At 41.1% G+C, this 20851-nt stretch carries 10 protein-coding genes; all 10 read left to right on the top strand.

Going from position 1 to position 20851, the window contains the following annotated elements; all coding sequences use genetic code 11:
* Positions 1–71 precede the first annotated feature (71 nt).
* The 10 genes from VIM89_RS14735 (at position 72) to VIM89_RS14780 (ending at position 20650) form a co-directional block, all read left to right on the top strand.
* Positions 72–2495, top strand: a complete 2424-nt coding sequence (locus VIM89_RS14735; RefSeq protein WP_488156932.1) for an ABC transporter permease — start codon at positions 72–74, stop codon at positions 2493–2495.
* A gap of 118 nt (positions 2496–2613) precedes the next feature.
* On the top strand, positions 2614–4965 hold the full coding sequence (locus VIM89_RS14740; protein ID WP_488156933.1) for an ABC transporter permease: 2352 nt from the start codon (positions 2614–2616) through the stop codon (positions 4963–4965).
* A gap of 124 nt (positions 4966–5089) precedes the next feature.
* Positions 5090–5851, top strand: coding sequence for a head GIN domain-containing protein (locus VIM89_RS14745; protein WP_488156934.1), 762 nt, complete (start codon positions 5090–5092; stop codon positions 5849–5851).
* 56 nt (positions 5852–5907) lie between these two features.
* Positions 5908–8334 carry an ABC transporter permease gene (locus VIM89_RS14750; RefSeq protein ID WP_488156935.1) on the top strand — a complete coding sequence of 809 codons (2427 nt, stop codon included), beginning with the start codon at positions 5908–5910 and terminating at the stop codon, positions 8332–8334.
* An 82-nt stretch (positions 8335–8416) separates the two neighbouring features.
* Entirely contained in the window at positions 8417–10792 is a 2376-nt protein-coding gene (locus VIM89_RS14755; protein WP_488156936.1) for an ABC transporter permease, read from the top strand.
* Positions 10793–11015: 223 nt separating this feature from the next.
* Positions 11016–13487: an ABC transporter permease gene (locus VIM89_RS14760; RefSeq protein WP_488156937.1), complete on the top strand. Its 2472-nt coding sequence runs from the start codon at positions 11016–11018 to the stop codon at positions 13485–13487.
* Between the two features lie 50 nt (positions 13488–13537).
* Positions 13538–15904, top strand: a complete 2367-nt coding sequence (locus tag VIM89_RS14765; RefSeq protein WP_488156938.1) for an ABC transporter permease — start codon at positions 13538–13540, stop codon at positions 15902–15904.
* A gap of 134 nt (positions 15905–16038) precedes the next feature.
* A complete protein-coding gene (locus VIM89_RS14770; RefSeq protein WP_488156939.1) occupies positions 16039–17070 on the top strand; it encodes a DUF4097 family beta strand repeat-containing protein in 1032 nt (343 codons plus the stop codon).
* 32 nt (positions 17071–17102) lie between these two features.
* Positions 17103–18131, top strand: coding sequence for a DUF4097 family beta strand repeat-containing protein (locus VIM89_RS14775; RefSeq protein WP_488156940.1), 1029 nt, complete (start codon positions 17103–17105; stop codon positions 18129–18131).
* Between the two features lie 152 nt (positions 18132–18283).
* Positions 18284–20650 carry an ABC transporter permease gene (locus VIM89_RS14780; RefSeq protein ID WP_488156941.1) on the top strand — a complete coding sequence of 789 codons (2367 nt, stop codon included), beginning with the start codon at positions 18284–18286 and terminating at the stop codon, positions 20648–20650.
* The last annotated feature ends 201 nt before the right edge of the window (positions 20651–20851 follow it).

The raw sequence follows: 20851 nt of genomic DNA on the forward strand, positions 1-20851 counted from the left end.
AATATTAAAAAAATAATGCAACCTGTAATTGAAAAGTAGCGTCTGACAGATAACCATTTATAGAAAAGATCATGATCAGAAATTATATCAAAACGGCTTTTCGTAACCTTTTAAAGAATAAGGGCTTTACAGCCATTAATGTATTGCGTTTAGCTCTGGGCCTGGCTACTTGTTTGCTCATCGTATTCTATGTGTTCGATGAATTAAGCTATGACAAGTATAATGTAAACGCCGGACGTATTTATCGTCTCAGCACTGAGGTCAAATTTGGCGGCAATGAGAGTTCATCAGCAGACGCCCCTTCACCCACCGCAGCAGCCTTGAAGGCCGATTTCCCAGAAGTTGAACAGGTTGCAAGGTTTAGGGTTACGGGTGGTAACCAGGTTAAAAAGGGTACGCAAAAGATCCAGGAAAATGCTATGGTGTATGCTGATCCAACCATATTTGACGTATTTACATTGCCTATGATCGATGGCAATCCGAAGACCGCACTGAAAGACCCAAAGACGGTAGTTATTACCGAAAAAATTGCTGAAAAGTATTTTAATACTACCAATGCTGTTGGTAAGGTGCTCACATTTAATGATACTTCATTGTATAAGGTGACCGGTGTGATAAAAAATGTTCCATCACAATCCCATTTCCATTTTGATTTTTTTATATCGACGTCTACAATAGCCGAAAGCAGGGACAATGCCTGGCTAAATAATAATTTTAAAACTTATTTTTTGCTGAGGCCTGGCGCCGGTATTAACGCGTTTAAAGCAAAGCTGCCACAATTTATGTATAGACATGCCGGGCCGCAATTGCTGCAAATATTGCACCTGACCTTTGATAAGTTTGAACAAAGCGGCAACTATTACCGGTTCAATCTCATACCGCTTACTAAAATACATTTGCAGTCTAACTCGCGTGATGAATTTGAAGCTAATGGCAATATTCAGACGGTGTATATCTTTTCTGCTATCGCGGTTCTGATCTTACTGATAGCCTGTGTTAATTTCATGAATCTTTCAACCGCACGTTCGTCCAATCGTGCCAAAGAGGTTGGAGTAAGAAAAGTTTTAGGATCGGCACGTAAATATCTTATCGCCCAATTTTTAACTGAATCGATCATCGTAACCCTTGCAGGAGCTGTAATAGCAGTGTTTGCTGCCTGGGGAATGTTACCTCTATTCAATAACCTTTCAGGGAAAGAGTTGGCTATAACTTCGCAGATCATTTTTTGGCTATTGCCGTTGTTAGTTGTTTTCATCCTGGTTGTAGGCTGCCTGGCAGGTTCATACCCTGCTTTATATCTTTCCAGTTTTCAACCCATAGAGGTATTGAAGGGTAAACTAGCCGCAGGCTTTAAAGGCAGCATGTTGCGAAACGTATTAGTTGTTGGCCAGTTTGTTATTTCTATCGGCTTGATTATCGGTACACTGGTAATTTATAATCAACTAAAATATATTGAAAACAAGGATGTGGGCTTTGACCGTGAGCATGTAATGTCGGTTTGGGATACCTGGACTTTGGGCAACAAGGCTAAAACTTTTAAACAAGAAGTCAAACAATTAGCCGGTGTACAAAGTGTTAGCATGACCGGATATTTACCCACAAGTAATATTGAGAATAATTCTTCCATATCTAAGGACCCGGTGCTGGATCAAAAACATTCTATACTCTCCGCGCTCTGGTTTGTCGACGAAGATTATATACCTACCATGAACATGAAGGTGATTGCGGGTCGAAATTTTTCAAACCAGATGGCGACCGATTCAACGGCGATCATTATTAATGAAGCGGCAGCTAAATTGTTAGCTTTTTCAAACCCGCTGGATCAAAAGCTGTATCTGCCACAGGATAACATGGCTAAGGTGATGAAGCCTTATCATATTGTTGGTGTTGTAAAGGACTTTAATTTTAAATCGCTTCGTGAAAATGTAACACCCGTGATCCTTTTTAACGGTGATGACAGAGGCGCATTGAATATTCGCATAAAATCTTCCGATATAAAAGCCCTGGAAGAGCAAATAAGAGCTAAATGGATGGAGCTTTCGCCCAATCATGCCTTCAACTACTTATTTATGGATGCCGAGTTTGATAAATTATATCGCGCTGAACAGCGCACAGGGCAGATTGCGGTATCGTTTACTTCCCTTGCCATCATCATCGCCTGCCTTGGTCTTTTTGGCCTGGCTGCTTATGCTGCCGAACAACGGACAAAGGAGATCGGCATTCGCAAGGTACTGGGCGCTAATGTTTCCAACATTGTAGGTATGCTGTCAAAAGATTTTATACGTCTTGTGGTTATTGCAATACTGGTCGCTGTACCTCTATCGTGGTATTTTATGCATCAATGGCTGCAAGGGTTTGCTTACCATCAAAATGTACAATGGTGGATAGTAGCAGTGGCGGGATTAGGAGCTATCGTGATCGCATTTGTCACGATAAGTTTCCAGTCGATCAAAGCTGCGCTGACAAATCCGGTGAAGAGCCTTCGCTCAGAATGAGCTTCGGCTCTCAAAGAGAGCTTGTCGTCAGAGTGACCGGTTAATCAGTTTACCGGTGATCAGGCAAAATAAAACGAGTGACTAATGACCATTGACAAATGACTAATTAACCAAGACCATGATAAGAAGTTACATCACCATTGCCCTCAGGAATATCAGGCGTAACTGGAGTTACGCTTTTCTGAATATTTTCGGTTTGACTTTAGGCATTGCTTCATGCCTTGTTATTTTCCTCATTGTCAGAAACGAATTGAACTATGACAATTACCAAAAGGCAGACCGCATTTATCGTGTTACCCTGAATGCCATCGACTTCAACTCGAATGTTTCCCTGGCAATCGCACCTGCGATGCGGGCTGATTTCCCCGAGCTGGAACAGATAACGCAGGTAATGTACAATAATGATGTAATGGTTAAGGTGAACAATACACGTTTTCGCGATAAAGATTTTGCTTTTGTTGATTCAAGTTTTCCGAAAATTTTTGATCTGCAATGGATAATGGGCGACCCTAAAACCGCGTTGTCCGAACCCAATGCCATAGTTCTTAATGAAACGCTTGCCAAAAAATACTTCGGTGATAAAGACCCGATGGGACAGGTGATCAATGTCGAGAACCAAATTACCGCTAAGGTGACCGGCGTGATAAAAGATCTGCCCGGAAATCGCAGCGTGCCGTTGCAGATGCTTTGCTCATTGGAGACTATAAAAAAGCAGTTAAATACGCATGAATTCTGGAATATTGGTGGTGGCTTCTTCACCTTTATTTTACTGCCGCCAAATTACCCGATCAGCAAGGTGCAAAGTAAAATACCAACATTCCTTAAAAAGAATTGGGACCTCAATCCAAAAGAAGTCCGTTTGCCATTACAGCCGCTTAAAGACATTCATTTTGACCAGCGATATATCAACAATGTGGTTACCCCAACTTCAAAAGGTACTTACTATGGTTTGTTTGGCGTCGCTCTGCTTATCATTATCACTGCCTGCATCAACTTTATTAACTTGGCTACGGCTCAGGCAATTAAACGCTCAAAAGAAGTTGGTGTACGCAAAGTATTAGGAGCAAATCGCACACAATTGATCAAACAATTTTTGGGCGAGACAACGGTGATGGTACTATTCGCGGTCGTCCTTGGAGTATTTATAGCAGCGTTATTTTTATCTAATGCGGCTGTCTGGCTGAATATCAATATTGATGCAGGACAGTTAGCTCAACCTACAGTTATTTTATGGATAATTTATCTTACAATAGCTGTTATCCTGATCGCAGGTTTATATCCGTCATTCGTTCAATCAGCATTTCAACCGGTTGATTCACTGAAGAGCCAGAGCGCTAAATCAGTCGGCGGATTTAGTTTAAGGAAAGGTTTGGTTATTGCACAATTCGCTATTTCCCAGGTACTGATCGTGGGTACACTGATCGTGGCCCGCCAGATGAATTTCTTCGAAAACCAGGACCTTGGATTTAATAAGGATGCGATCGTATCATTCTACCTTCCTGATATGAAGAAGAACGCAGCCTTACAGCATTATATGGTGAATGACCCCGGAGTGGCTCAATTTACATTTTCATCAGGAGCGCCAACCTACAATAACAATTTTGCCAGTTTCACTGCGCCTCAATTTGGCATCATAAAAGATGATGTTACCGAAGTGAAATTTGTGGATGAAAACTACATCGACATGTTCGGCCTGAAAATGCTGGCAGGACAAAAGATCACCAAACGTGATGACAAGGACACGAGTCAGGATATCGTAGTCAACGAGACAACGATCCATAAAATGGGGATAATGGATCCGTCAAAAGCGGTTGGCCAGCAAATAAAAGTAAACGGTCAGACATCCACTATCATCGGGGTCATCCAGGATTTCCAAAGTGAGTCGAAACATAAGAAACGGAGAGCCTGTGTATTGGAATACCAGGCCAGGGCTTTCTTTATGGCCAGCATGAAGATCCAGCCATCGGCCATAAATAAAACCATGGCGCATTTGAATAGCTGGTGGTCTGCTTTATATCCGGATAACCTGATCGACTACAAATTCCTCGATGAGCATATCGCAAGTTTTTATACACAGGAGCAAAAAGTGTACACCGCGTTTCAACTCTTCTCATCAATTGCCATTATTATTGGCTGTTTGGGTCTGTATGGCTTGATCTCATTTGCGGCTTCGCAACGCACTAAAGAAATTGGTATCCGGAAGGTATTGGGCGCCCCGATCATGAATATTATTGGTTTGTTTTCGAAAGAATTTGTGTTGCTCATTACTATAGCTTTTGTAATTGCTGCCCCATTGGGTTATTATATGATGAATAGCTGGTTGCAGAATTACGCCTACCATATTAGGATAGGCCCGGGGACTTTTATTGTAGCTGTTATCGCGTCATTTTTTATAGCAGCGGTAACCATTGCATATCAAACGATTAAGGCGGCAACGGCCAATCCGGTGAAGAGCCTTCGCTCGGAATGAGCTATGGCTCTCAAAGAAAGCTTGCGAAGTGAGTAAAAGCTTGATTGAAAAATATTAAAAAGTGGGAAATAGGATGCAACCTAATGTTTTTAAGTGGCGTCTTACCTGAAAAAACTGATAAACCATGAGACAATTATTTAGACTAGTATTAGCACTCATTCTTGTAACCGGTAGTGGATACGCTTTTGCAAAACCGCATATACCGGTAACAGAAGATTCCCTTATAACCATTACCCGCCAGGTGAGTGGGTTTAATGCCTTGCAGATTTCTGGCCCGTTTGATGTTTATATCCAACAAGGGAATACAGAGTCTCTTACTTACAAAGCTCCTAAAGAAGTGTTGGACCGCATTCGCACAGAAGTTGAGGGCCATACTTTACACATTGGCAATAAGCATGACAACTGGGGTTGGAGCGATAAAAGCTGGTGGAGTGACAAAAGCTGGTGGCGTCATCATGCCAAAATTGTGGTGAATATTACAGTAAAGGATTTGAACAGTATTAAGGTTTCAGGCTCAGGCGGTGCGTTTTTTGATGATGGACTTGCTACCAGCTCGCTGAAACTAACAGTTAGGGGATCAGGAAGTATGCATGGCAAAATTGACGTTAAGGAATTAGAAAGCCGGATTTCAGGTTCAGGCAATATCAGGTTAACTGGCTCAGCAGGCAGCTCAACCTTAAATGTTTCCGGGTCAGGTAATTTTATTGCAGGTGATCTGGTTACTTCAAACTCAACAGTTCGCGTATCAGGTTCAGGCAATGCCAAAATAAACGCCAGTGATAAATTGGTTGCTGGTGTAAGCGGATCGGGTGATGTTCGCTATACAGGCGATGCAAAATCTGTGAGAACCTCCACAAGCGGAAGCGGAAGCGTGCATAAGCTTTAGCCGTTAGTGCTTCGTCGCTTAGAGTTTAGTGTTTAGAGATTAGAATTTAAAACGCCATGATCAAGAATTACATAAAAACAGCATTCCGTAATCTTTTGAAAAACAAAGGATTTACGGCTATCAATATACTGGGGCTGGCTTTGGGACTGGCCACTTGTTTGCTCATCGTCTTTTATGTATTCGATGAGTTAAGCTTTGATAAATTCAATACAAAAGCTGATCGTATCTACCGTTTGAATAGCAACATAAAATTTGGAGGGAATGAGGGTGCATATTCAGAATCTCCGGCGCCTACTGCTGCAGCTTTAAAGGCAGACTTTCCCGAGATTGAGCAGGTTACCAGGTTCAGGCAGCGTGGCGGAAACCAGGTTAAAAAAGGCAATATCAATATCCAGGAAGATAATATGGTGTATGCCGATCCTGACATTTTTGATGTATTTACCCTGCCAATGATTGATGGTAAGCCATCCACAGCTCTAAAAGAAACTCACTCGGTTGTTATTACCGAAAAGATGGCGCTGAAATATTTTAACACCACAAATGCCGCAGGGAAAGTCTTAACTTTCAATGATACTGCTCTTTATAAAGTTACAGGAGTAATTAAAAATATTCCCAAGCAGTCACATTTCAATTTTGACTTCTTTATTTCTATGCCATCACTTGCTGAAAGCAAGGACGATTCCTGGTTTAGCAATAACTTTGATACCTATATCCTGTTCAGACCAGGTGTAGATTACAAGAAATTTGAAACTAAATTACCTGAGTTCATAAGAAGACACGCTGAAGCTCAATTGCAAGGTATTTTGCATATGTCATTTGCGAAACTGGAGCAGACAGGTAACTATTTCCGCTTCAGCCTTATTCCTCTGCTAAAAATACACTTAGAGTCGAATACCAAATATGACATGGGAAATAAAGGCGATATCAAGATCGTCTATATATTTTCAGCAATAGCTCTGTTCATACTCCTTATTGCCTGCGTTAACTTTATGAATCTTTCTACTGCCCGCTCTGCAAACCGGGCAAAAGAAGTTGGCGTACGTAAAGTATTAGGCTCATCCCGAAAATATTTAATCGCCCAATTCTTGACAGAGTCAGTAATGGTAACTCTCGTAAGTGCCATTATTGCTGTAGGTATAGCATGGGCCTTCCTGCCTTTATTTAATCAGGTGTCGGCAAAAGAATTGACTGTTACCCCACAAATTATTGGCTGGTTATTACCGGTGATGGTTGTATTTATAATTGTCGTAGGTTGCCTGGCAGGTTCATATCCGGCGTTATTCCTTTCAGGCTTTCAACCCATCGAAGTGCTTAAAGGGAAGCTGGCTGCAGGATTTAAAGGCGGTGTGTTCCGCAGTTCACTGGTGGTTTTCCAGTTCGCTATTTCTATTTTTCTCATCATTGGCACCATTGTTATTTATAACCAGTTAAAATTTATCCAAAATAAAGATCTGGGCTATGACCGAGATCATGTATTGATCGTAAACCAGGTGTGGACATTAGGCAATAAAGCCAAAACATTTAAGCAGGAGATTAAACAACTGGCAGGTGTTAAAAGTGTAACCATGACAGGTTTTTTACCTACGTCTGGTTACAATAATAATTCTTCTTTATTTAAAGACCCGGTATTGGATGCTAAACGGGCCATCCAAAGCTCCATATGGAATGTAGATGAGGATTATATACCTACGCTCGGAATAAAAATGAAAACCGGGAGGAACTTTTCAGTTGATATGAAGACTGATTCGACTGCAATTATCATAAATGAAGCAGCTGCACAGTTGTTAGGGTTTTCAAACCCAATCAACCAGCTTCTTTACTTGCCGATGGATAGTAAGGCCAGCGTAATGAAACCATTCCATATTATTGGTGTAATAAAGGACTTTAACTTCAAATCATTGCGTGAAAATGTTACGCCGCTGGTCCTTTTTGACAGCGAAGACACCGGAGCCCTGAGTATAAGAATCAACTCTACTAATATTCCTGCATTATTGGATCAGGTTAAAGCAAAGTGGAAAGCGGTATCGCCAAACCTCCAGATCAGCTATTCATTTATGGATGAAGATTTCGATAACAATTACAGAACAGAGCAACGGATAGGGCAAATAGCTATTTCATTTACAACTCTGGCTATCATTATTGCCTGTCTTGGCCTATTTGGCCTGGCAGCTTATGCGGCTGAGCAACGCACAAAAGAGATCGGTATCCGTAAAGTATTAGGGGCCAGCATAACAGGCATCGTTCGCATCTTATCAAAAGATTTTATCGTGCTTGTTTTGATCGCGATACTGATTGCTGCGCCATTAGCCTGGTGGTTTATGACCAGGTGGTTTTTACAGGGATTTGCCTATCATCAGCCATTCCAATGGTGGGTAGTTATCCTTGCGGGTATATCAGCAGTTTTAATTGCTTTTGTGACGATCAGTTTTCAATCGATAAAAGCGGCGCTGGCTAATCCGGTGAAGAGCCTTCGGTCTGAGTGATTAGAGATTAGTTAAATAGAGATTAGTGATCAAGAGGACAATACCAATAACTAATGAACAAATAAACCAATGAACTAACAACATGATAAGGAACTATTTCAAAACAGCATGGCGTAATATCTTAAAGAACAAGTTTTACGCAAGTATCAATGTGATCGGTTTAACTGTGGGGCTTACAGTCGGTTTGCTCATTTTGCTTTGGGTAAATGATGAGCTGAGCTTTGATAGTTTCCATAAGAAGTCTGAGCAACTCTATCGTGTAAATGCTCAAATAGGTACCGGTTCAACCAAACAGGTATGGGATGGGGTGCAGGCACCGATTGCAACTTTTGCCCTGAGAGAGGTTCCAGGCGTACAGAATGCAGTAAGGCTGGTTGGAAATTATAATTATGCTGTTTTTAAATACGGGGATAAATTGTTGAAGCCCGGCGACAACGGAATGTTCTATATCGATCCATCGTTCTTTAAAGTGTTTGATTTCAAGTTGTTGAAGGGTAGTGTTAATCACCCGTTTCCGACTGATCAATCTATTATTATTACTGAAACCACTGCCAAACGCTTTTTTGGTGATGCCGATCCGATTGGAAAAGTCCTGAAAGGGGATAACAAAGACAACTTTTCCGTTGCCGGTGTAATAGCTGATTTTCCTGAAAATTCAAGCATTAAAGCTGACATCTTATTTTCTATCAACCTGCAGGCTAAACAATACACCGGCAAAGATTTTTGGAAATCAATGGATTCGGATTGGGGTAATTATTACGCGGCCACTTATTTACAGTTACAATCCGGTATATCTATAAAAACTGTGGCAGATAAACTGACACAGATACATATCCGCAATCAACCTGGCCCGGATGCTGCCAATGTGAAATACCTGATGGAGCCATTAGCTAAATTGCATTTATACAACCCGGATGGTTCAGAAGGCATCATCCAGACAGTCAAAATATTCTTTATAGTCGGTGTATTGATATTATTGATCGCCTGTATCAATTATGTGAATCTGTCGACTGCCCGCGCAATGATGCGCTCAAAGGAAGTCAGTGTTCGTAAAATTATCGGTGCTGAAAGACGTCAGTTGTTTGCTCAATTTGTTATCGAGACTGTTTTATTCTTCACTATCTCATTGCTGCTTTCATTTGTTGCAGTAAAGCTGCTGATGCCTGTGTACAATAATGTTGCCGGCAAGGAGATGACTTTTGATTTAACAGATATGAACGTGTGGAAGGTGATTGGTTTGATTATTATCGGCACACTTGCTGCATCGAGTATTTATCCTGCATTGTTATTATCGTCGTTCAAACCAATAAATGCATTGAAGGGTAAGATATCTATGGGTATAGGTAATGTGCTTTTCAGAAAAGTGTTGGTAGTTACCCAGTTTATATTTTCAGTAGGGTTGATCATTGGTACACTTGTTATCAACTCGCAATTAAACTATATCCGCGACAAAGATCTGGGTTATGATAAGTCGCATGTCTTCTGGTTTGGCATGCGCGATATGCAGAAAAATTATGAGGCTGTACGTGCTGAATTAATGAGTCAGCCGGGAATACAGGGCATTTCCAGTGGTGGCGATAATATAGTAAGCATCGGAAATACCACAGGTGACACTGATTGGGATGGAAAAGGAGTTAATCAAAGTTTTATGATCCACCCGATGAGTATTGATAAGAACTTTTTTGACCTGTTCAAACTTAAACTAGCCACCGGCAATAGCTTCTCGGGGGATAAGGCAGATTCAGCCCATTTTATTTTGAATGAGACTGCTGTAAGGGAAGCAGGAATAAAAGACCCGATAGGCAAGAGGTTTAAACTGCACGACTGGAACGGTACGATCATAGGTGTGGTGAAGGACTTTAACTTCGCATCGCTAAAACGGAAAATTGAGCCTTTCGTGTTTTTTTATCGTCCTGGCAACAATTGGCGTATGTTTGTAAAGACATCCGGCAGTAATTCCGCCCAGGCTATTACTGCACTCAGAAACCAATGGAAAAAATATAATGCTGATTTCCCTTTTGACTATACTTTCCTCGATGATGAGTACAACCAATTGTATAAATCCGATCAGCGCTCCGGATCACTCTTCAGTATTTTTGCAGGCATCGCCATTTTGATATCCTGCCTTGGTTTATTCGGATTAGCTACTTACACTGCCCAGGTAAAGATCAAAGAAATTGGCATACGCAAAGTATTGGGTGCCAGTGTAGCCAATATCACCACCATGCTTTCAAAAGACTTCCTTGCACTAGTGCTTATTTCACTATTAATAGCCAGCCCGGTTGCATGGTATTTAATGAGCAAATGGCTTCAAAATTATACTTACAAAACCCATATCAGTTGGTGGGAATTTGCCCTGGCCGGTTCAGCAACTATCCTGATCGCCTTTGCCACCATCAGCTACCAGGCGATAAAAGCTGCTTTGATGAACCCGGTGAAGACGTTGAGGTCGGAGTGATCGGTTATCAGTTAACCAGTTATCAGTTATTTTCTATTAGTGATGAGTTCCCTGATCACCGATTAACTGATAATTGGTTAACTAACAACACTGTATCATAACCGGACACTTGCTGTTACACAAGCGTACATGTGTTTTTATTTATTATTAATATAAGTATCTATTAATCAGATATTTGGTGTTTTGGTATTGCTTTTAGCATGGATTAAGAAACCAATTCGCCATGCTTAAAAATTACCTTAAAATCGCCTTACGGAACCTGGGCCGGAATAAGATTAGCAGTATCATTAATATCAGCGGACTTGCTATTGGTTTAGCGTGTGTGCTGTTGATCGGCATGTATGTAAAAGACGAACTCAACTATGATCGATTTTTTAAAGACAGTAACCGGATATACCGTGTAAATACGCATGAAAAGATCGGTAATGATGAATTTACCGCAGGGCACACACCACCGCCTGTTGGATTGGCGTTAGTAAATAATTTTCCTGAAATTGAAAGCTATACGCGGATTTTCAAGCCCGGAGACGAGATTGTTCACTATGTAAATAACGGCCAGAAAAACTCCTTGACCGAGAAAAGTATTTTAGCGGTTGATTCTAACTTTCTGCAGTTTTTTGATTACCAGTTGGTAGATGGCGACAAGGCTAAATGTCTAAATGGCCCTAACTCTGTAGTTTTAACCGAGAAGGCAGCAAAAAAATACTTCGGAACAACCTCAGCGATAGGAAGGAACCTTGTTTTTGATGAATATTCAGCGCCATTTACAGTTACGGCCATTTTAAAAGATATTCCGGCTCAATCGTCATTGCAATTTGATGTATTGCAATCAAATGTTGGTATGCCACCGGTTAAGCGCTTTAACTGGAGCTGGATTTGGCTGCAAATGGGTACTTATGTGAAACTTAAAGCTAATGTAGCCAATGATCCTGCTGCAATTCAGAAAATTGAGGCGAAGTTTCCGGAAATGATCAAAGTGCAGGCAGCAACGGCATTCCGGCGCATTGGTCAGCCATTTGATGCTTTTATAAAGAAGGGCAACAAATACGACCTGATTTTACAACCCTTAAAAGATGTGCATCTTTATTCTGCCAATATTGGTAGCCGGTTTATTAATCATGGTGATATAAAGTACATCTATATCTTCTCCGCAATAGCGTTATTTATCATGGCGCTGGCCTGCGTTAATTTTATGAACCTGGCTACCGCTCAATCAGCAAAAAGAGCCAGGGAAGTAGGTATACGTAAGGTATTGGGCTCTGAACGGAAACAATTAATTACACAGTTCCTCGCTGAGGCATTTTTATATACCTTATTATCTGCAATAATTGCTGTGGGGATAGTTGCATGTTGCTTATCAGCATTCAACAACCTGGCTAATAAATCATTGGATCTGGCTACCTTATTGAACTTGTCAACAATGGCGGGTTTATTAGTGCTGATCATTTTCACTTCTGTATTGGCCGGTAGTTACCCTGCATTTTTCCTCACTTCATTTAATCCTGTAACCGTTCTGAAAGGTAGTAGCAATGCTAAAAACTCTTTAGGCGGATTTATTACACGTAATGTATTGGTAGTATTTCAGTTTACGGTATCAACAGTGCTGATCATATGCACTATCATAGTTTATAAGCAGTTGCTTTTTAATCAGTCGATGGACCTGGGCTTTAATAAAGAAAATGTAATAGTTATAACTGATGCAGACCGCCTGGGTAAAAGCGAGGAAAGTTTCAGGCAGGAATTATTGAAATTACCCCAGGTGGCTAGTGTGACGATCACCACAGGATTACCTGCTCAGCAAAACTTTTTTACAGATTCCTATGTGCCGGAAGGAAACTCGAACTCAGCCGATAAACACGTCGATCTCACCTCATTTATTGTTGATGAATCTTTTGTGCCAACATTAAAAATGAATATGCTCTCAGGCCGTAACTTTTCTAAGAATTTTACCGACTCGGCATCTGTAATATTAAATGAAGCTGCTGCAAAGGAAATGGGCTGGACTGACCCTATCGGTAAGTTTATGAAATATCCGGGAGGAAACGATACGCGGTTTAAAGTGATCGGTGTGGTAAAGAACTTTAATACAGAATCTTTGCATAATGCCATTTCACCTTTTGCACTCTTTTATACTACATCCAAAACTTACAATATCGGTGTATCTAACATTGCCGTACGGATCATGCCGGGCGATTACAGTAAAGCCATAGCCGGGATTCAAAATAAATGGAAAGAGTTTATGCCTGATAACCCTTTTGAATATACCTTCCTGGATGCACAATATGATTCCCTGTATAAAACCGATCAGACCATTGGCAAGGTGTTTAGCGTATTCACTTTTCTTTCTCTTGCTGTTGCCTGTTTAGGGTTACTGGGATTGGCTATGTATACTGCTGAACGCCGCACTAAAGAGATAGGCGTCAGGAAAGTACTCGGGGCTTCCGTTGAAAACCTGGTTGCTATGTTATCTAAGGACTTTCTAAAACTGGTAATCATTGCAGCAATGATTGCATTCCCAATAGCCTGGTATGCTATGAAGCAATGGCTGCAGGATTTTGCTTATCCGACTACTATGAATTGGTGGATATTTGGATTAGCAGCCGGAATTACGCTGATAATTGCTTTGGCAACAGTGAGCTTTCAGTCTGTTAAAGCGGCGCTGATGAACCCGGTTAAAAGCCTTAGGTCGGAGTAGCAGTTAGACACTAATAAACTAATGAACGAGTGAACCAATGAACTAAAATCATGATAAAGAATTATTTAAAAGTTGCCTGGCGCAACCTTGTCAGAAATAAGTTTTTTTCGGCAATCAATATACTCGGCTTGGCTTTGGGGATGACCTGCAGTATCTTGATTTTTCTATGGGTACAAAATGAATTGAGTATTGACTCATTTCATGCTAATAAAGACAAGCTTTATACTGTATATGAGCGCCAGTTTTATGATCATAAGGTTCATGGTCAGTATGCTACTCCAGGTATCCTGGCTGATGAATTGAAAAAAGATATTCCGGACATTCAGTATGCAACTGAAGCGGAACTTGGAGATGAAAGTACATTCCGTGCTGGTGAGAAGCTTCTGAAAATGACAGGCGGCTTTGCCGGCGAAGATTTCTTCAAAATGTTCAGCTTTCCTTTGATTCAGGGAAATGCCAAATCGGCCTTAAATGATCCGTCGAGTATCACTATTTCGCGAAAAATGGCCGATGAGTTTTTCGGAAGTCCGCAGGCGGCAATCGGTAAATCGATCAGGTTTGAAAACAGGCTGAATTTCAATATCACCGCTGTTTTTGAAAACATTCCCCAAAACTCCTCTAATAAATTTGATTACCTGTTAAACTGGTATCAGTTTTTAAAAGATAACCCATGGGCAAAGACTTGGGATAGCAATAGTCCGCAAACATTTATTATGCTGAAACCCAATACGGATGCTAAAGCTGTAGATAAAAAATTAACCCATTTTGTTGATGCCTTCAATAAACCTTCCAAAGCTTTCAGGGAAGAATTGAGTATACAACGTTTGGATGAAACTTACCTGAACTCCGATTTAACAGAGGGAAAACCGTCCGGTGGGCGCATTGAATATGTTCGTTTATTCAGCGCGGTAGCTATTTTTATACTGCTGATCGCTTGTATCAACTTTATGAATTTAACAACCGCTCGCTCTGTAAAACGTGCACGCGAAATAGGAGTGAGGAAGGTAGTAGGAGCAGTTCGGCCGGTATTGATAAGACAGTTTATTGGCGAGGCTATATTACTAACCTTTTTTGCGGTTTTAATAGCCGCATTCCTGGTAGCTGTATTGTTGCCCGTATTTAATTCGGTAACACAAAAAGAGATCGAATATCCTTCCAAACAACTTTCTTTTTGGCTATGGCTTGCAGGTCTAACCCTTGTAACCGGTTTTATATCAGGAAGCTATCCGGCTTTATTCCTGTCTGGTTTTAACCCGGTTAAAGTACTTAAAGGAACACTTAAGTTAAGTCCTGGTTCAGCCTGGTTCAGAAAAGGTTTGGTTGTGTTTCAATTCTCATTATCTGTTATATTGATCGTGGGAACAATAGTTGTATCCAAACAAGTTAGTTACGTACAAAATAAGAATTTAGGCTTCGACAGGGAGAATATGATCTTTGTGCCTGTTGAAGGCGACCTGATAACAAAATACCAGGTATTTAAAGATGAGGCGTTAAAAATGCCGGGGATAAAAGATATTACCCGCATCACATCAAAGCCAACCAATTTTGGCAGCAGCACAAGCGGTGTAAACTGGGATGGTAAAGACCCCAATAATAATATTGAGTTCACACAGATAAGTGTAGGCTATGATTTCGTAAAAACAATGAAACTAAACCTGGCTGAGGGCCGGGACTTTTCAAAGGAATTTGCTACGGATACCAATAATTACCTGATCAATGAGACTGCACTTGGAAGGACCGGATACAAGGATCCTATCGGAAAACCATTTACCATGTGGGGTAAAAAAGGGAAAATAGTAGGTGTTTTAAAAGATTTTCATTTTTACTCACTACATCGTGCGATAGAGCCATTAGTGGTGCGATTGCGGGATAGTATAGATTATGGCAGCATAATTATACGCACACAACCGGGGCAATCAAAGCAAGCAATAGCAAGCATTGGAAAGTTATGCAAAGAACTGAATCCGAACTTTACTTTTACTTATCAATTTTCCGATCTGGAGTTTCAAAAACTCTATAATAATGAACAGGTGATCAGTAAGCTCGCCGATGTTTTTGCATTCCTGGCCATATTTATATCCTGTTTAGGCTTGTTAGGACTGGCTATGTTCACCGCTGAGCAACGTACTAAAGAAATCGGCATACGTAAAGTATTAGGAGCAAGCGTGGCATCACTGTTTACCCTTTTATCAAAAGAGTTTATTATCCTCGTGGTAATAGCACTGCTTATAGCATCACCCGTTGCATGGTATGCTATGAACAAATGGCTGCTCAATTATAATTATCACATAGATATTGCCTGGTGGATATTCCTGTTATCCGGGATAATAGCAATAATGATTACGCTGGTAACGGTAAGCTTTCAATCGCTCAAAGCTGCGTTGATGAATCCTATTAAGAGCCTTCGCTCGGAATGAGCTATGGCTCTCGAAGAGAGCTTGCGTAGTGAGTGATCAGTTAAACAGTTAGAATTTTTCTGATAATTTTTCTGATCTCATGCAACGTATCTATTTAAAAGTTAGTCTAATGGTTATAAAATAAATCGAAGATCATGAAAACTTTTTTAACCTTATTTATTGTCGCATTGCAAAGCACAATTGTATTGGCGCAGGACGACAAAACTCCTTACATGACCAAATCCCTTGCAAGCGATGCAATCAATAGTGTAATGGTAAATACATCAGCAGGTGGTATTGAAGTAAGCGGCGAAAGCGGTCAGCAGCCCCGAGTAGAAGTTTATGTGAGAGGCAACAATAATCAGCACCTTACCAAAGAGGAAATTAAACAACGTTTGGATGAAGATTACGATCTGAGCGTATCTGTAAGCGGTCATGAATTAACCGCTATCGCAAAAAACAAACACAACTTCTCTAACTGGAGACATCAGCTGAGCATTTCATTTAAAATTTTTGTTCCTGAAAACTGTGCTACCGACCTGAGAACCAGCGGTGGCGGCATCAGCCTGGATCATTTAAAAGGTAATGAAAGATTTACTACCAGCGGTGGTGGTCTGCGTATCGATCATTTGTCGGGCAACATCAATGGCCGCACATCAGGTGGTGGTATCGAAGTGTCTAACTCAAACGAGGACATCGATCTGCAAACCAGCGGCGGCGGTATCAATGCAAACAATTGCAATGGTCATATTAAATTGAATACCTCAGGTGGCGGCATCCGTTTGGATGATCTAAAAGGTTCGATCGAAGCTCATACCAGCGGCGGTGGCGTTGACGGTAACAATATCGAAGGTGAGCTGATTACCAATACATCAGGCGGTGGCATCACTTTAAGAAGATTAAGTGGCAGCGTTGATGCTTCAACCAGCGCAGGCAGCTTATATGCCCAATTATTGCACGTAGGCAAATATGTTCGTTTAAAATCGAGTGCAGGTAATGTGGATATCGAACTTCCTTCAAAACAAGGCCTTGATTTGGATCTTCGTGGCGATCATGTTAATCAGCACCATTTCGAAGGTTTTAATGGTGATTGGAGCGACGACCATGTAAGAGGTTCTGTTAATGGCGGTGGTGCAGGTGTAAGCGCCGATGCCAGCAGCGGAAGCGTGAATGTGAAATTCAACTAATCAAGCAATTCAATCAAACTAACAAAACAACAATGAAAACCCGTATTATATTATTATTCCTGGCCTGCCAGAGCATCGTTGCCTTGGCACAGGATAAAAAGACGCCATACCTTACCAAGCCGCTTTCGGGCGATGCAATAAAACACGTTTTTGTTACCACTTCAGGCGGCAGTATTACCGTAAGCGGTTCTCCTGAGGAGAAACCACGCATTGAAGTTTATGTCACTGCAAATAATGGCTTTACCCCATCTAGCGAGGAGATCAAAAAACGCCTGGATGAAGATTATGATCTGAACATCTCTGTAAATGGGGATGAGCTGCGTGCTTCAGCTAAAAATAAGCATGAACGTGACTGGGATTGGAGAAGGTCGCTGAACATTGCATTTAAAGTATATGTTTCAAAAAACGTATCTACTAACCTGGAAACCAGTGGTGGAAGTATCCATTTAGATAACCTGAACGGTGAAGAAAAATTTGGCACCAGCGGCGGCAGTCTGCATATAGACCGTTTAACCGGCAATATACATGGCCGTACTTCAGGCGGCAGTATAACTGTATCTAACTCAGGTGAGAAGATAGACCTGGAAACCAGCGGTGGTAGTGTACATGCTGATAATTGTAAAGGCGATATCAGGTTAGAAACATCAGGTGGCTCATTGCACCTGGATAACCTTGATGGCAAGATCGATGCAACTACCAGCGGTGGCAGCATCCAGGCCAGCAATATAAAAGGTGATTTGCATACAGGTACATCTGGCGGTAGCGTTAATCTGAACGGATTAGCCTGTACCTTAGATACCTATACTTCAGGTGGCAGTATTAATGCAGAAATAACCCAGCTTGGCAAATTTGTAAAGATCGACGCCAGCAGCGGTCACGTTAACCTGCGTTTGCCCAAAAAAGGAATGAATCTGAATGTACATGGCAATCGCGTAACAGCCGATTTCGATGGTAACTTTGATGGCACAAAAGATAAAGACAGGATAGAAGGTAAGCTAAATGGTGGTGGTGTGCCAATTGATGTTAACGGCGGCGGACATGTTACCTTGACTATGAATTGATTTGTTACCAGTTAATCAGTAACCAGTTAACTAGTTATCAGTTACACTATAAAAAGTCCCCTTCATTGTCCGAAGGACTCCTTTGGACGAGAGGGGACTTATAAGATTAGGCTACTAATGACTAATGAACCAGTAAACCAATGAACTAAATCATGATAAAAAACTATCTTAAAGTTGCCTGGAGAAATCTGAAGAAGAACAGCCTTTACAGCTTGATTAATATCGGCGGATTGGCTATTGGTATGACGGTGAGCTTTTTGCTGCTCATTTACGTATACAATGAGTTCAGTTTTGATAAATTCAATACCAATACTGACCGCTTATTTCGCGTGCTGAGAAATCAGCCCAGCAATGGTGAATTGATGACTAATGGAGCAACACCAATTCCCTTGGCTCCGGCAATGATAAAGGACTATCCTGAAATGGATAAGGTGGCACGTACCAACTGGCCATACGATATCCTGATGAGCTATCAAAATAAAATGCTCAAGCTGAATACCATGGCCGCCGATCCGTCACTACTGGATATGTTTAGTTTTGATTTTGTTCGTGGTGATAAAAAGAATGCATTTAGTGATCTATCATCGATTGTCCTTACAGAGTCGGGGGCGAAATCTTTGTTTGGCGATGCCAATCCGATAGGTCAAGTGGTTAAATTTGATAATAAGACGCCTTTAAAGGTAACCGCGGTTATAAAGGATAACCCGGATAATTCAACCTTCAATTTTAATGCGCTTATCTCGTGGGATCAGTTAGCCTCGCAACAAAGCTGGTTAAAAACTTCTGGTTGGGGCAACTATTCCTTTATGACTTATGCCATGCTAAAGCCCGGCGCTTCATTTGAAAAAGTGAATGCTAAGCTGAAGGGTATAATAGCCAAATACGATCCCAATAATAAGGAAAATACTATTTTCCTTTATCCATTTGCACAATTTCACCTGTATAGCGATTTCAAAAATGGTAAAGCAGTTGGAGGCGAGATTGAACATGTGCGTTTGTTCCTGTTTCTTGCAATAGGTATATTACTGATTGCTTGTATCAACTTTATGAACTTGTCGACGGCACGTTCAGAACGCCGTGCAAGGGAGGTTGGTATACGCAAAGCTATTGGAGCGCGTCGCAGTGGTTTGGTGATGCAGTTTATGGGCGAGTCGCTGTTGATGGCATTTATATCCTTTATTTTCTCCGTTGGATTGATATTTTGTCTGATCAAGAGTTTCAGTGCAATTATAAATGTTAAACTTACTATACCATATACCAATGCATTTGCATGGCTGGCTGCCCTTGGAGTTATATTGATCACAGGCGTTGTAGCGGGCAGTTATCCTGCGCTTTTCCTGTCATCGTTCAGACCTGTAAAAGTGCTCAAGGGACAAGTGATATCAGTGAGATCGACAATAACACCGCGGAAAATATTGGTAGTCATTCAGTTTGTATTCGCTACATTCTTAATCCTGTCGAGTATATTTATCTATAAACAGATCATTTATTTGAAAAATCGACCTGTTGGCTATGATCAGCGCGGACTGGTGGAATTGCCCGACGAAGGCAATATGGACAAGCAGTTTGAGAACTTCAGAAGGGATGCTATTAATGCCGGAGCGATTACCGACGGAGCGTTGACAGGCAATTCGATCTCTAACAATAATAGCAGTTCATGGGGTATCACCTGGCCGGGACAACTGCCGGGAGAAGATAAATTGCCTATTGACCAGATAGCAGTCACCTATCATTTTATTAATACCTATGGTTTAAAACTGATAGAGGGCCGCGATTTTTCAGAAGCTTACCCTGCCGACTCATTGGGTATTATCATTAACCAGGCTGCTGTAAAGTTGATGCGTTTTAAAGAGCCATTAGGGCAGATCGTAAAATACCAGGGCAACAAATGTAAAGTGGTAGGAGTGGTGGAGAACTTTGTATGGGGATCGCCGCACGAACCTGTAAAACCTGCTATCATTGGTTTTATAAAAGGGTGGACAGGGAGTATAGGTCTGCGCTTAAACCCTGCAAAATCGGTGAGCAACAGCATGGCTCTTATACAGGATATCTATAAAAAATATAACCCTGAATATCCGTTTGAATACAAATTTGTGGATGAGAAATTTGCCAATAAATTCAGGACAGAAAAAATGCTGGGTAATATGGCAATTGGCTTTACCTGCCTGGCAATCATTATTTCTTGCCTTGGTTTATTTGGCCTTGCTTCTTTCTCAGCCGAACAACGCCGCAAAGAGATCGGTATCCGCAAAGTGTTGGGAGCTTCTATCAGTAATCTATGGTATAACCTGTCGCGTGAGTTTGTGTTGCTGGTGCTGATTGCATTTCCGCTTGGAGCTATAATTAGCTGGTTTATGGTTGATAAATGGATGAAGGATTTTACCTACCGGACACCATTAAGCTGGTGGGTGTTTTTGGCGACAATGGTGATCAGTCTTTTAATATGTATGGCCACTGTGAGCTGGCAAGCTATTAAAGCGGCATTGACCAACCCGGTGAAGAATTTACGGAGCGAATGATTTAAGTCGAAAGTCTTAAGTAAAAAGTCCTGAGTCTGGTATATTACATATTTTGACTTGGGATTTTTTGTTTGAATGTTCATTTACGAACGGGGAGTGTTCTATATACGAACAGTTTCGTATATGGTGTTTTGTGTATCGATCTAATAATAAGGTTATTAACAATTTGGCATGCTATTGAATGCTGATATAAAAAAATTA

Source organism: Mucilaginibacter sp. (assembly GCF_036568825.1).
Lineage (GTDB): Bacteria > Bacteroidota > Bacteroidia > Sphingobacteriales > Sphingobacteriaceae > Mucilaginibacter.